Raw genomic sequence first — 14547 nt, forward strand, 5'->3', positions numbered from 1 at the left:
AGAAATCTATATAAAATTAAAAAGTCCTGTGAAATTTCACAAGACTTTTCTATTTTATCTTCTAGGTTTTTCTACTCCTTTCCATTCATCGCCTGCTTTTCTGTACTGGCTTAATGTGAAAGTTTTGAAATCTTTGGTTTTGTATTCGATATTATCTGTATTCTGCTCAAAAGGCATAATGTAATAATAATCTACGTCGGTTTTATCAGTTTTTGTTCCTTTTTTAACCGAAGGAACATATTTTGAGAATTTATAGCTCGGAAGATATTGTTTTAATCTTACATAAAAATCTTTATCTTCTTTCTCACTTGGGATGATGTCTACAATGTGAAAATCATCTTTTTTCTTTTCGATCCACAGATAATACGTTTTGTCTTCTCCTGTATTTCTGTTGTTAGAATTGAATGCAAATAATTCTTTCGGAACCAATTCTTTAATTTTTTCAGGATCAACCTTTGTATAGTATTGACCTTTAGACGGATCTACATAAGTTTCAAGATTATACATCAAAACAGAATTGTTCTCAAAGTTTTTATTTTTGAAATATTGATTCAATGATAATTCTGCTGTAGCTCTCAATTCTTTTCCTCTGTCATCCAATTTTTTAGTAGGATTCTGAGGATTCACCTTTTTTACAAATTCATATAAAACTACCGGTTTTACATCTTTAAGGTGAGGGAAGGTTTTCAGTTGCTCAGCTTTTGCCAACCAGTAATATTGTTGGTAGTAATCATCTTTATCAGCATCCTTCACTGTTTTATAAGCCATTGCCAGCTTTTTTGAGTTGAGATACTTGCCATATTTTCCCTGTCCAAAAGCAAAAGTCATAGATAATAAGGCAAATAAGATAGTAATGTTTCTTCTCATTTCTTTATAATTGATATTTTCGTTTTCCAAATATAATTATTTATTAGATAATAATTTTGATTCTTGGTTAAATTATATCAATATTATTGTTGTTAATTCAAAAGAAAATCCTGTATTGCTACAGGATTGATAAATTTATTTTTAAGGGATTAGATTTTAGTGCTTAGGATTTAGTTTTTTAAACTGATATTTTTAGATTCTTTCAGACATAATATCTTTCAACATAAAAAGTTATCTGTAAAACACTAAAACACGTATCACTGTTTTTCATACGACGTTTCGTGTACTTTTACAGCTCTTCCGCTTGGGTCGTTCATTTTTTTGAAGGCTTCATCCCATTCTAAAGCGATAGGTGTAGAACAAGCTACTGAAGGCACAGAAGGTACCGTTGCCGCCGCCGTTTCACTTGGAAAATGCTCTTCAAAAATGGTTCTGTAACGATATTCTTCTTTGTTTTGAGGGGTATTCAACGGAAATCTGAATTTCGCATTTGCCATCATTTCGTCGGTCACTTCTTTTTCAGCAACTTCTTTCAAAGTGTCGATCCAAGAATATCCTACGCCGTCTGAGAACTGTTCTTTTTGTCTCCATGCAATCGAGTCAGGCAAAAGATCTTCAAATGCTTTTCTTAAAACCCACTTTTCAATTTTACCTTCTGCAACGTTAATCATTTTATCTTTAGGGTTAATCGTCATCGCAATATCCATGAATTCTTTATCCAAGAAAGGGACACGTCCTTCAATTCCCCAGCTCATCAACGCTTTGTTGGCTCTTAAACAATCGTAAAGGTGAAGTTTTCCAAGTTTTCTCACTGTTTCATCATGGAATTCTTTCGCATTCGGTGCTTTATGGAAATACAAATACCCACCAAATAATTCATCAGAACCTTCTCCGGAAAGTACCATTTTGATACCCATAGATTTAATGACTCTTGCTAAAAGGTACATCGGGGTAGAAGCACGAATGGTCGTAACATCGTAAGTTTCCAAATGGTAAATCACATCACGAATCGCATCCAGACCTTCCTGAACGGTAAAGTTAACTTCATGATGAACAGAACCGATATGCTCTGCCGCTTTCTGAGCCGCTGCCAAATCCGGAGAACCTACCAAACCTACTGCAAAACTGTGCAATCTAGGATACCAAGCTTCCTGAGTATCGCCGCTTTCAATTCTTTGTCTTGCAAATTTTGCGGTAATCGCAGAAATCACAGAAGAATCTAACCCGCCGGAAAGTAAAACTCCGTAAGGAACATCGCTCATCAACTGTCTGTGAACGGCATCTTCAAGTCCTTTTCTGATTTTAGCGATATCGGTTTCATTATCTTTTACATTGTCAAAACTTTCCCAGTCTCTTGTGTACCATTGTTGCAGATCACTTCCGTCTTCACTGTAAACAAAATGCCCCGGTAAAAAAGTTTCAATCGTTTTACAAACTCCTTCCAATGCTTTCAGTTCTGAAGCTACATAATAGTTTCCGTTTTTATCCCAACCGTGATAAAGGGGGCAAATTCCCATATGATCGCGGGCAATCAGATATACATTATTTTCAGTATCATATAAAGAGAACGCAAAAATTCCGTTTAGTTTTTCAATGAAATTTTTACCGTATTTTCTGTAAAGCGCAAGGATAACTTCACAATCAGATTCTGTCTGAAATTCATAATCAGGAAATTCGGCTTTTAATTCTCTGTGATTATAAATTTCACCATTTACGGCTAAAACTACTTTTTGATCTTTTGTAAATAAAGGCTGTTTTCCCGAAGTTGGGTCTACAATTGCTAATCTTTCATGAGAAAAAATTACCTTTTCATCCTGGAAAACTCCGCTCCAGTCCGGACCTCTGTGACGAATTTTCTTCGACATTTCCAATACCTGAGGTCTTAGTATTTCAGTTTTTTGTTTGGCATCAAACAAACATACAATTCCGCACATTTTATTATTATTTAAAAGCAAATGTATTGATGTGGTTTAAAAATAGCAACAAAAAATCGTTAAATGTGAAAATTTTTAACTTAAAAACTTATTTAAAAGGATAATTTTAATTAAATCGAATTAAATTCACGCCATAAGTTGATTTTTTTCTTTGTGCAATCGAAAACACTGTTCACATACGAAATAAAAATGAGATATTTCTTAATATATGATAATTAATTATATGAATTTTTGTCTTTACTTTGTGGCTCGAAATAATTTTTTTTCATCATTTGTGTTTTTACCTTCTTACAATTCAATTTGTGAGAAGGTTTTGTTTTTTATTCAGATCCCAATAATACTCCTGAAACATTCCAAGCACTAAAGCTCGTTCCCTCTGTTGGCCCTTGTGGAATCTTTACTTGAATCGTATGTTTTCCGGCTTTCAGATCTCCCAAAGGAATAAAGTTAGGATTTGTAACCATTCCCGGGCACCAGTTTGATCTGCTTAAATCTGATGATGAAAGTCCGTCTGAGAAATTTCCTGAAGCTGGATTAAATAATCGATAAGAACCACAATCTGTTCTCCAAGGCACGAAAGAAAAGGTAGACTTGCCATCTAAGAAAATAGAATTGGCTTTCGGAACAAATTCATCACCATTTTCCCAGCCGCCGTGACCAGTAGTTGTGTATCTCAACTGAGCGTTTTTCAAATCTTTTTTCAACGTAAATTCTACAAATAAACCTTTTTCATTATTAAACATTGTGGAGTAATCTTGTCCCGCCATTTCCATAATATTCAAAGAATTGAATAATGGAATTACTGTATTATTTTTATTAACAGTTTGGTCGCTTTTGTGAATGGTAATTTCCAAGCTTACTTTGTGACCTCCTTTATCATAATTTCCTATAAATGTTCCGATCCATAATTCTTTTTCAGATAAAGACGGTTTCAGTTCGGTAATATCTTCTCTATATGGATTAATGGTTTGCCAATTTTTATCTTTTAATTGAATATGGTTAAATTTATTAATTCCGAATGGTGTAAAAAATCTCATCATTTCTACAGCCGGATTGTAGTTTTCGGTAGCTGTAATTCCATAATATTGTTTTCCGTTTCCGTTATCAAAAACAGGAAGGGTTTTTGCGCCTTTTTCTAATCCATCGAAGAAAGATTGAGATTTATCTTGTGGAATAAAGAAAACCGTTCCGGTTCTGTCGTACGCATCACCATTAGATTGTTGCTTTAATTCCGCAAAAATAAGTTCGCCTTCAGAGATTTTCGGAAACTTTATTTTTTTAAGAATAATTGTTCCGTTGGCGAATCTTTTTATATTTTGATCAGATTTAGAATCTTCAGAAAAATTAATAGTTTCATTATCAAAAACTTTCAAAGTGGTGAATCTGCTTTTCCATAAAAGATCTTTATAGGTTAATGCGTCAGTTGAATTTATCGAACCTTTTACAATATTATCGATGTCTGTTTTCTTAACTTTTTTAATGAAATTTGCCGTAATCACAGAGTTTTTATTTCTTTCGATTTCTAATACCAAACCTAAATTTTGCCCCGTAACAGAAGGTCCTCCATTTATTTTTAAATCATTGGTATACCAAACTTCAATGGTATTTGAATTGATTTTTGTAACCGCTTTTTTGCAATTGTAACCAAGAATTTTTTTCGTTTCATTCGTAAATTCAAAAGATTGTTTTCCTACAGCTTCTGTGTCTGCATTGGAAATTATTTCATTCGATTTTAGAAAAGCAAAAGAAACGATTATGTTAGAAGGTTTTTCCACTTTCGTTATTTCGAATGGATAATCTGATTTTTGTTCTCTGATTTTGTTATTTAAAATAAAATTTTCCTTTTCATTCACCCAAACAAGAGTTGGAGATTGATCGGTCAAAACTTTTCCATTGTAAGAACTGATGTACTGAATTTCATAGGTCTGAGCAAACGACAGACAAGAAAATAAAATAAAAAAAGTGAGTAAAACTCTTTTGTTCATAATGATATTGGTTTTTCACAAAGATAAATTTTAATTCATATAAATTGGGCTTTGCGAATTTCAATGGTACTTTTTTAATAATCAGTATAAATATTTGTGTGGAAGTTGCCTTTATGAATTGAAAATATCTTATCAAAATTAATTTTCCAGATTTTTAGAATTAAAATCTTAGGCTTAAAATAAAAAAAACTACTCCAAAAAATAGAGTAGTTTTATATCAATATGTTTTTTCTAAATTAAGAAACTCTTTCGATCAAAGCCATATAAAAGCCATCGTAACCAGTACTTGGCATTACTTTTTCATCTTTAATCATTCTAAAATTCGGATTGTTTTTGATGAATTCATCAACCTGCAAATTATTTTCAGAAGGTAAAATAGAACAAGTCGCATACACCATTTGTCCGCCTTTTTTCACCATTTTAGAATAATCCTGAAGAATTTGTTGTTGTTCAATTTTAATTCTGTCAATAAAAGCCTGATCGATTTTCCACTTACTGTCCGGATTTCTTTTCAAAACTCCAAGACCTGAACATGGCGCGTCAATCAATAATCTGTCAGCTTTTTCATGAAGTCTTTTGATAACTTTATTGTCAGAAATCATACGTGTTTCAATATTATGAGCACCAGCTCTTTTTGCGCGACGTTTTAATTCAGCTAATTTCCATTCAAAAATATCTAAAGCAATAATTTGCCCTTTATTTTGCATCAAAGCAGCTAGGTGAAGTGTTTTTCCACCAGCACCAGCACAAGCATCAACCACTCTTTGCCCTTCTTTTACATCAAGGAAATAACCAATTTTTTGAGAAGAGGCATCCTGAACTTCAAATAATCCTTCTTTAAACGCAGTGGTAAGAAAAACATTCTTTTTCTCCTCTAACTGAACCGCATCCGGATAATTTTTTATAGGATATGAAACAATATTTTCATCGGCAAGGTCAGAAATCAGCTCTTTCGGAGTCGTTCTTAAAGAGTTTGCTCTTAAAACGGTCGGAGCTTGCTCGTTCAAAGCAAACATTTCCTTTTCCCATTTGTCGCCTAGTTCTTTTTCCAAAGTTTCAGCCAACCATTCCGGAATTGAATGTTCGATAGCTTTTGTAGGAACAGTTCCTTTTTTAAGCTTGGTAAGGATATCAGCGATTTTTATTCCGTCGAATTCCTCGAATTTTTTATAATTTGTTTTGCTCCAAAGAAGATAAGCGATGATTAATTTATAGATGTTGTTTGGTTTTACCCCTTCACCCATATAATATTCAAGACGTTTTTTCCAACGGATGATGTTGTAGAAAATCTCAGAAACTACCGCTCTGTCTTGGCTTCCCCATTTTTTGTGTGCTTTCAAAAGTCTTTCGATTACTTTATCGGCATATTTATTTTTTTCGAAAAATGTTTCCTGTAAAGCATCGTGAATTCCGATTGCCAGGTTTCTGTGTATCAATTCCATAAAATTGGATTCTGCTATTTTGAATCTGCAAAAATACAAATTTAAGTTGAGAATTTTGGGTTCAAAGTGTTTAGTTCTGTGTTTAAGGTTAATAGGATCTAACTTCCATCCTCCATCATCAGACTTCCATTCCACCATTTAAAATCTTACCTTTGCAAAAATTAAAAAATATGAGTGATACTGTACTTTGTCCGAAATGTAGTTCTGAATTTACCTATCCAAGCGATAATATGATGGTTTGTTCACAATGTTTTTACGAATGGAATCCCGAAGAAGTATCTGCTGATACATCTAATTCAGGTGTGATTTTAGATTCAAACGGAAATGAACTGAAGGATGGAGATTCTGTAGTTGTTGTAAAAGATTTACCGGTAAAAGGTGCTCCAAAGCCTGTAAAAGCAGGAACAAAAGTGAAAAATATTCGTTTAAGACCAGACAGCGATCATAATATTGACTGCAAAATTGATGGTTTCGGGTCAATGGCTTTGAAGTCGGAATTTGTGAAGAAAGCATAAAAAAAAGGAAAGAATTGGGCAGTGTAATCTTTCAAAAGAGTCGATTGTCCTGTCTAGAATAAGACTAATTTTCATCTTTAGAGGCAGAAAGAGAATTAACCAAAAATTTCCTTATGCTGTGGAAATACAAATGTAAGAAAAGTTTAAACTCAATTCTTATGTTTGTATTTTTTTTATTAAAAATTTAACAGTGTAAGTGTAATGAAATGTGATGGTTAAGTTGGTTCAGGAGCTTTTTCCTGCTCTTCGCACTTGCTATTTTTGTAGATTCGGCGAAGCGGCGGAGCCGCTTCGCCGAATCTACAAAAATGAGCTCAAACAAATGCTGCGATCAGGGCTAGGTAAGCTGTCATTCAATTAAATTTCAGGTTTAAACAAAGGAAATTGTAACAAAATTTTCAATTCTCATATCTGTGTAAACCACCAGTTCTTTATTTTTTACTTTTAGTTTATTCCAATAATGATTTCCGGCAAATCGACTTTCTAAAACTTCGGCTTCAAAACCATTTTCAGAAATTTTAACCTCTTTCGGATAATAGAAAAATTTAGAAAGTTGAAAATCTGTAATTTCAGTTTCATTAAAAATATTCACTTCACCAAAAAGTTTCGCAACATAAGAATTGTAAGGATTTTTGAACGTTTCTTGCGGACTGTCATTCTGTATCAATCTTCCTTCCTGAAGCACCACAATCTGATCTAACCACGGAATAATATCCTGAAGTTCATGGGTAGAAATAATTAATGAAATATTGTTTTGTTTTACATATCTGAATAATTTTTCGCGCAATTCAATTTTTCGTGGAAAATCTAAATTGCTGAAAGGTTCATCAAGAATCAATAATTTCGGAAGCACGGAAAGCGCTCTCGCGATGGCAACTCTTTGCTGTTGTCCGCCGCTTAAATATTTAGGTAAAATATTCGCAAATTCTTCCAATCCCACGACTTCGAGAAGTTCGGTTACGGTTTCTTTTTTCTTGGCTAAATTAATATTAGAAATAAACTTTCCCACATTTTCAGCTACCGTTGCATAAGGCATCAAATCGAAATTTTGGGCAACAAATTTCATTTCAGATTCGCCGGGAACAATATTTCCTTTCGGGCCTAAAAGCTTCACGCCATCAAAAATAATTTCACCACTTTCCCAATCTAAAAGTCCATAAATCAAACTTAACAACGTTGACTTTCCGCAGCCGCTTTCTCCCGCCAATGCGATGATTTTTCCTCCTTCAAATTTTAGATTCAGATTATTAAACAAAGGTTTTTCCTTTGCGTATGAAAAGTGTAAATTATTAATTTCTAAAAGCATATTACAAATGTAATGAAATGAATCGTTTTTAGGAAAAATTGATTTTTTTTATTATATTAGCGGAAGTATTAAAAATTTAAAAATCATGAAGAAAAAGCTGTTTTCATTAGGAATTCCCGTACTTTTTGCCGTTGCAGTTATGGTTTCTTGTAATAAAGAAAAACCTGTGACCAGTGATGGTAATGAAGTGACGACAACTAAAGATGGTAACCAGTTTACATTGGATACTTTAAACAGTAAAGTAGAGTGGAAGGGATATAAAATTTTTAAATCTGAAAGCACAAGCCATTTCGGAACGATTAAGTTCGAAAGTGGCGATGTTACCGTAAAAGAAGGCAGTCTTGAAAGTGGAAAATTCGTAGCCGATATGAATTCGCTTACATCGGTTGATCTAAAAGATGATGCTGAACAATTAGGAAAATTAAACGGTCATTTAAAAAGTGGTGATTTCTTCGAAGTAGAAAAATTTCCGACGGCTTCTTATGAAATTACGAAAGTGACACCATCTGCAGAAGGTGATTACAACACGCTTTTGGATGGTAATTTAACGATCAAAGGGATTACAAAACCTGCTCAGTTTAAGGCAAATGTATCTGTGAAGGAAGGTGTGGTAAGTATTGCTACAGAGCCGAAAGATATTAAGCGAGAAGAGTTTGGGGTGAAGTTTCAGACACCTGCCGAAAATGGGGTTATCAAGGATGATGTGACTCTTCAGATCAGCGTAAAAGCTTTAGAAAAAAAATAATTTTTTTATTTAAGTGAAATAAGTGATTGAAGTCTGCCTCCGAATAAGGGGCAGATTTTTTTAATTATAGGAAAATTATTCCATCGAAAAACCGTATTTTTGCAAAACATTTTGAAAGGGTAAAACAATGATAGAAAAGATAGAAGAATTACTCGTTGAGGTAAATGGCTTTAATGCTACATCTAAAGAGGAAATTGAAAACTTCCGAATCAAGTACAATGGTAAGAAGGGAATTCTAAACGATTTTTTTGAAAAATTTAAGGAAGTTCCAAACGATCAGAAGAAAGAATTCGGACAGAAAATCAATACTCTGAAGAATGCTGTTAACGTAAAATTGGAGGATTTAAAAAATGCTTCTGCATCTTCTATTATCCTTGAAAAAGAGGATCTTACGAGACCTTCTTTTCCGTTGGATTTAGGTTCAAGACATCCAATTAATTTGGTGAAAAACAGAATTATCGAAATTTTCAAGTCTATAGGATTTGCCGTAGCAGACGGACCGGAAATTGAAGATGACTGGCACAATTTCACCGCTTTGAATCTTCCGGAATATCACCCGGCAAGAGATATGCAGGATACTTTCTTCATCGAGCAAAACCCAGATATTTTGTTGAGAACGCACACTTCGTCGGTACAGATCAGATATATGGAGGAAAATCAGCCGCCAATCAGGATTTTATCTCCGGGAAGAGTTTTCAGAAATGAAGCGGTTTCTTCTCGTTCGCACTGTATTTTCCACCAAATTGAAGGGTTGTATATTGATGAGAATGTAAGTTTTGCAGATTTAAAACAAACGATTCAGTTCTTCACCACCGAGCTTTTCGGAAAGTCAAAAATCAGATTAAGACCTTCATATTTTCCTTTTACAGAGCCAAGTGCTGAGATTGATGTATATTGGGGATTAAACTCTGAGACCGATTACAGAATCACGAAAGGAACAGGTTGGTTAGAAATTATGGGTTGCGGAATGGTAGATCCTGCCGTTTTGAAAAACGTAAATATCGATTCTGAAAAGTATTCGGGATATGCTTTCGGAATGGGGATCGAAAGAATCGTAATGCTTCTTTATCAAATGAGCGATATCAGAATGTTCTTCGAGAATGATATCAGAACTTTAGAGCAGTTTAAAACGTTGTAAATATATAATTTAAACTTAAACAAATTCAAAATCCTGTAAAACAATATTTTTACAGGATTTTTTTATTAATTTTATACGATAACTCAAGTGAAAATGTTGAAGTCATTGAATTTTAGATTTAGAAAAATTATTCATTATTCCCTTATATTATGTATTTTATTAATACAGTTGATTATAGCGGCGTTTTTTTATAATGAATTTGTTAATAGAAAGAATTTAATTTTTATTGAAAAACAGCTGAAAGAAATTCACTTATTGGAGAATTTGACGGATGACTCCCGAAAAGAGCTTATGAACGCTCAGGATTTCCTCCAAAAGTATGTGGTAAGCGAAGATAATACGTATTTAGATTCTTACTTTAAATCGTTAAATAAGCTTGGTAATAATTTGGATAGCATCAGTCGTTTTGAACAGAAATATCCAAGATTGAAGAATAATGCTTCGCAGAAAAAAGATTCGTTGGAGCTTAAAAATTTGAAGTTGTTGATTGATTCTACTTATCAATATTCAACCAAATCTAATTTTAAGATAAATAATGATTTGCCACAGCTGAAAAAATATGATCTGGATTATAATTTAGATAAATTTGATGTCGAGACCAAAACATACACAGATTCTATAAAGAAAAAAGGATTATTCGGACGTTTGGGTGATGCTATTTCGGGGAAGGAAAGTGTAAGAAAGGAAAGCACGGTGATTACCGTAAAACAGGGCAAAAAGTTGGATGCTTCCACAATTAAAAAAGAACTGGACAGCATTATAAATGTGGTAGATCACCATTATTCCGGTGAGGTGAAAAAAATTCAGGTGAATGTAAAGGAGAAGCAAAAAGGGAATGATCAGTTTTATAAAATGTTCAGCAATCTTTTGATGTATAGCAACGGATTGATGGGAATTTATGAAAATTCAATCAAGGCTTCTAAACAGGATTTGGAGAAGGAATATGAGACACAAAATTCTAAAAACAACAAGATCAGAACGTATTTGATATTTGGTGCTATGATTTTGATGTTTATTGTATCTGTTTTAATTATGATTTTAACAAGAATTGCTTTTGTCTATGAAAAACAATTGAATGCGGCCAACAAACAGATTAATGAAAATTTGAATTTTAAAAACAGAATCTTAGGAATGTTAAGTCATGAATTAAGATCGCCATTAAAAATAATTGGTCTTTTCATCAATAGGATTAATAAAAAAACGGATGATGATAAAATTAAAGAATATCTTAAATCTATCAGTTTTACCAATGATACTTTGTTGATGCAGGCTAATCAGATTTTAGAATATACCAAAAATCAGGCGGTGGAAAATAAATTAATTCCTGTAGATTTTAATCTTAAAAATGAAATTACTTCGATTTTAAGCTCTATTGAGCCGTATATTGAAACGAGAAACAATAAATTTGTCATCAATGAAAATATAAACCCGGATATTACCGTTTATTCTGATAACAAGAAGATCAATCAGGTTTTTATGAATATTCTTGGAAACGCGAATAAATTTACCGAAAACGGACAGATAAGCGTAACGGTAAATACGGAAAAGATTGATGATAACACAATAACCATGACAACTAAAATAAATGACACCGGAGCCGGAATTTCTCAATCGGATCTAGAAAAAATATTTGAACCCTATTACCAAGGCGTTTTATCGGAAGATGTAGAAAATCTCGGTGCTGGTTTGGGGTTGAGCTTATGTAAAGAAATCGTAGCTTTATACTCAGGAAATATTTTTGTGGAAAGCGAATTGGGAAAAGGTACAACGGTTACTTTTTCTGTGAATTTAAATAGTAAGAAATGAATCAACTAGATAATAGATCAATCAACTTCCTGCTTGCAGACGATCATAGTCTGATAAGACAGGGCATTGTCTTTTTACTAGAAGATATGGAGTTGGCTCAGAATATTTTTCAGGCATCAACATTACAACAAGCCATAGAATCTGTAAAGCAGAATCCGATTGATATTGCCATTATAGACGCTCACTTTCCGGATGGAAATAGTTTAAGCTTTTTAGGCGAAATAAAAACATTAAAACCGGAAATTAAAATCCTGATCTTTACCGGAATTGATGAAAATACACATTCGCTGCGTTATCTGAATGCCGGAGCTGATGGTTTTCTCAGCAAAATGAATGAAGAAGAGGTAATAGAGCATGCTATTAAGAAAATGATTAGCGATGGCGAATATATTTCTACTACAACGCAGGCTTTGCTGGTAAATTCAATGAAAAATCCTAATATGGTAAATCCTTTATCATCATTAACAGAAAGAGAATTACAAATTGCAGAAATGTATGCTGAAGGATTGGGAAACCTTGAAATTGCAGGCAAGCTAGATGTAAAACAAAATACTGTAAGTACTATTAAAAGAAGGATTTTTGATAAGCTTGAAATTGAAAATCTCGTAGAACTTATCGAGCTCATCAGAAATAGTCAATAGTTTAAATAGATAAAAATCTACAAGGCAAACGACATTTATCTACATTATTTATTTAGAGAATATATTCTTCTGTTTCTATCTTTGTATCAACACAAAGGGTAAAAACTATTAAAAGAATAAACAAAGGACTTTTGATTTCTCTAAAGCACAAATGATGAGAAAAAATCAAAAGTCTTCCATTACATTAAAATGGTAAAAATATAACCTCCGGAATTTTTTCGGAGGTTTTTTCTTGTCTTTCAACAATGAAAAATCTGTCGAATAATATCTACGATGCAAGCGAAGTAAATCGACAAATTTTTGGCACGGTTGGTTCGCATATTGATAATTATATAATAACAATATGATGAAAAAATAATCATTGGTTTTGACAGACATTAATGATTTTAAAAATTTAAAAGTGATTTGGTGTTATAAAAAACACAAATGATGAAAAAGAATTATTTCGTACAAAAACACAAATGAAAATGTAAAACCTTCGAGTCGACACGAAGGTTTTTTTGTGGAAAAAATCAATGTAAGTTGTAGAAAAATATCTACGGGATCAGCGAAGTATATCGACAGCTTTTGTAATGAAAATAATCTTCGATGTTGTTATTTTTGTATCAGACAAAAGAGAAAAAAGTTATTTGGTTTTTGACATAAGCAAATGACGAAAAAAAATTATTTCGCACTAAAACGGATGAAAAATCTTTAACCTTCGAAATCTATCGAAGGTTTTTTTATTGTCTTTCAAGATAAAATCTGTCGAAGAATATCTACAACTAAGGCGAAGTAAATCGACAAATTTTTGGCACAGTTGGTTCGCATATTGATAATTCTATAATAACAAGATGATGAAAAAAATAATCATTGGTTTTGACAGACATTAATGATTTAAAAAAAATTAAAAGTGATTTGGTGTTATAAAAAAACACAAATGATGAAAGAAAATTATTTCGCAAAGTTCCAAAAACAAACCTCCGAATTAATCGGAGGTTTTAGTTTTTAATTACTGACATTAGAAACAAAACGTAATTAAAAACGAGTATTGAAAATTTACACAGTGTCTCTGAAAAAGACGCTTCGACTTCTCACGAAGCGCCTACAATAAAACATTCAAAAATAGCGTTTCGCTTTTATGATATTTGATTTTTCTTGGTTATTGAGTCTTATATAATTATGACAATCGGGAATTGAATTCTATTACATCAAATAAAAAAATGTCTGTAAAAATTTTTACAGACATTCTTCACTAACAAACAAGTGATATGTTTTTATTTTATGAATTTTAAAGGATATTTCACATTTTTAATATCATCAATACTGGCTTTTAAAGAACCCACAGCCAATTCTGCTTTTAACAACATCGGAACGTGATTGGCATCATTAGAAACCCACATGGTAACGCCTTCTTTTTCCTTGAAAACCCTTCCGCTTTGTACAGATGGTGTGATTTTTAAACAATTAATCGTTCCGAATTTTGTCTTTAAATTTTCTGTTCCCACCACCTTTAGTTGAAAAGGAAACATTTCATCATCAATCCAAACATTCATACTAATCACGGTTCCTATTCTCAATTCTGCAGCACTTTTACTTCTTAAATAATAAAAGCAGGAAAGCATATCCTGAACACCTTTTACAGATTTTAAAACCTTAGAACCATTAGCCGGATTTTTTTTATCGGTTAAAATTAAAGTATTATTACTATGATTAAACGTTGTTTCGTAATGTTGTGTATAACCGCCTTCCCGTACATTTCTTACATAAAAACTTGGCAGTTCTGTATTGATGTTGATATAACTTTCATAGAGATCCTCCACTTTAAAGAATGTTTTTACAGCTCCTGTGGTTACTCCGGTTCCTTTTACGTACAAATGCGGAATACCTTTATAAACGGTTTTTCTAGCGGTGAGATTGGCACTTCCGGCATTTAAGATTCCATAATGGATCCTAAAAGTCAGAGATTCGCCATCTGCAATATTATTAATCTGGCCAAAACTCAGACAAAATATAAATATTGCTAAAAAAAATGAAGTTTTTTTCATGATTACTCAGTTACAAAAAGGTTGCCAAATAAGATTTCGAAACATATTTGATAAATCTCAGGTTTTTATTTAGAATGAATTAAATATGCTTCGCATTAAAATTAGTAAATTTGCAGACATACATATTATTAAATTATCTTT

Annotated in this window: 11 protein-coding genes; 5 read left to right on the forward strand and 6 right to left on the reverse strand. The window is 32.6% G+C overall.

The window, feature by feature from the left end; translation table 11 throughout:
- Nucleotides 1–54: 54 nt before the first annotated feature.
- The 4 genes from OXQ85_RS12050 to OXQ85_RS12065 form a co-directional block, all read right to left on the reverse strand.
- A complete protein-coding gene (locus OXQ85_RS12050) occupies nucleotides 55–897 on the reverse strand; it encodes a hypothetical protein (protein ID WP_267404892.1) in 843 nt (280 codons plus the stop codon).
- 227 nt (nucleotides 898–1124) lie between these two features.
- Nucleotides 1125–2801 carry an asparagine synthase B gene (asnB, locus tag OXQ85_RS12055; RefSeq protein ID WP_267404893.1) on the reverse strand — a complete coding sequence of 559 codons (1677 nt, stop codon included), beginning with the start codon at nucleotides 2799–2801 and terminating at the stop codon, nucleotides 1125–1127.
- Nucleotides 2802–3121: 320 nt separating this feature from the next.
- A complete protein-coding gene (locus OXQ85_RS12060; protein ID WP_267404894.1) occupies nucleotides 3122–4786 on the reverse strand; it encodes a GLPGLI family protein in 1665 nt (554 codons plus the stop codon).
- Between the two features lie 236 nt (nucleotides 4787–5022).
- A complete protein-coding gene (locus OXQ85_RS12065; protein ID WP_267404895.1) occupies nucleotides 5023–6228 on the reverse strand; it encodes an RsmB/NOP family class I SAM-dependent RNA methyltransferase in 1206 nt (401 codons plus the stop codon).
- Between the two features lie 170 nt (nucleotides 6229–6398).
- Here OXQ85_RS12065 and OXQ85_RS12070 point away from each other — a divergent pair, with 170 nt between their 5' ends.
- Entirely contained in the window at nucleotides 6399–6743 is a 345-nt protein-coding gene (locus OXQ85_RS12070) for a zinc ribbon domain-containing protein YjdM (protein WP_267404896.1), read from the forward strand.
- A gap of 370 nt (nucleotides 6744–7113) precedes the next feature.
- Here the strand turns inward: OXQ85_RS12070 and OXQ85_RS12075 are convergent, their stop codons facing one another.
- Nucleotides 7114–8049: an ABC transporter ATP-binding protein gene (locus OXQ85_RS12075; protein WP_267404897.1), complete on the reverse strand. Its 936-nt coding sequence runs from the start codon at nucleotides 8047–8049 to the stop codon at nucleotides 7114–7116.
- An 85-nt stretch (nucleotides 8050–8134) separates the two neighbouring features.
- Here OXQ85_RS12075 and OXQ85_RS12080 point away from each other — a divergent pair, with 85 nt between their 5' ends.
- The 4 genes from OXQ85_RS12080 to OXQ85_RS12095 all read left to right on the forward strand — a co-directional run bounded on the left by OXQ85_RS12080 (nucleotide 8135) and on the right by OXQ85_RS12095 (nucleotide 12379).
- The gene (locus tag OXQ85_RS12080; RefSeq protein ID WP_267404898.1) at nucleotides 8135–8794 is read left to right on the forward strand and encodes a YceI family protein; all 660 of its coding nucleotides are present in this window, start codon (nucleotides 8135–8137) and stop codon (nucleotides 8792–8794) included.
- Nucleotides 8795–8921: 127 nt separating this feature from the next.
- Entirely contained in the window at nucleotides 8922–9932 is a 1011-nt protein-coding gene (gene pheS, locus OXQ85_RS12085) for a phenylalanine--tRNA ligase subunit alpha (protein ID WP_267404899.1), read from the forward strand.
- A 255-nt stretch (nucleotides 9933–10187) separates the two neighbouring features.
- Nucleotides 10188–11738: a HAMP domain-containing sensor histidine kinase gene (locus tag OXQ85_RS12090; protein WP_267404900.1), complete on the forward strand. Its 1551-nt coding sequence runs from the start codon at nucleotides 10188–10190 to the stop codon at nucleotides 11736–11738.
- Nucleotides 11735–12379 carry a response regulator transcription factor gene (locus tag OXQ85_RS12095; RefSeq protein WP_267404901.1) on the forward strand — a complete coding sequence of 215 codons (645 nt, stop codon included), beginning with the start codon at nucleotides 11735–11737 and terminating at the stop codon, nucleotides 12377–12379. The genes OXQ85_RS12090 and OXQ85_RS12095 overlap by 4 nt, the downstream gene beginning before the upstream one ends.
- Before the next feature lie 1256 nt (nucleotides 12380–13635).
- Here the strand turns inward: OXQ85_RS12095 and OXQ85_RS12100 are convergent.
- Entirely contained in the window at nucleotides 13636–14406 is a 771-nt protein-coding gene (locus OXQ85_RS12100; protein WP_267404902.1) for a DUF3108 domain-containing protein, read from the reverse strand.
- Nucleotides 14407–14547: the final 141 nt, after the last annotated feature.

The sequence above is a fragment of the Chryseobacterium sp. GM_Chr_2 genome (genome assembly GCF_026540445.1).
In the GTDB taxonomy this organism is placed as follows: Bacteria; Bacteroidota; Bacteroidia; order Flavobacteriales; family Weeksellaceae; genus Chryseobacterium.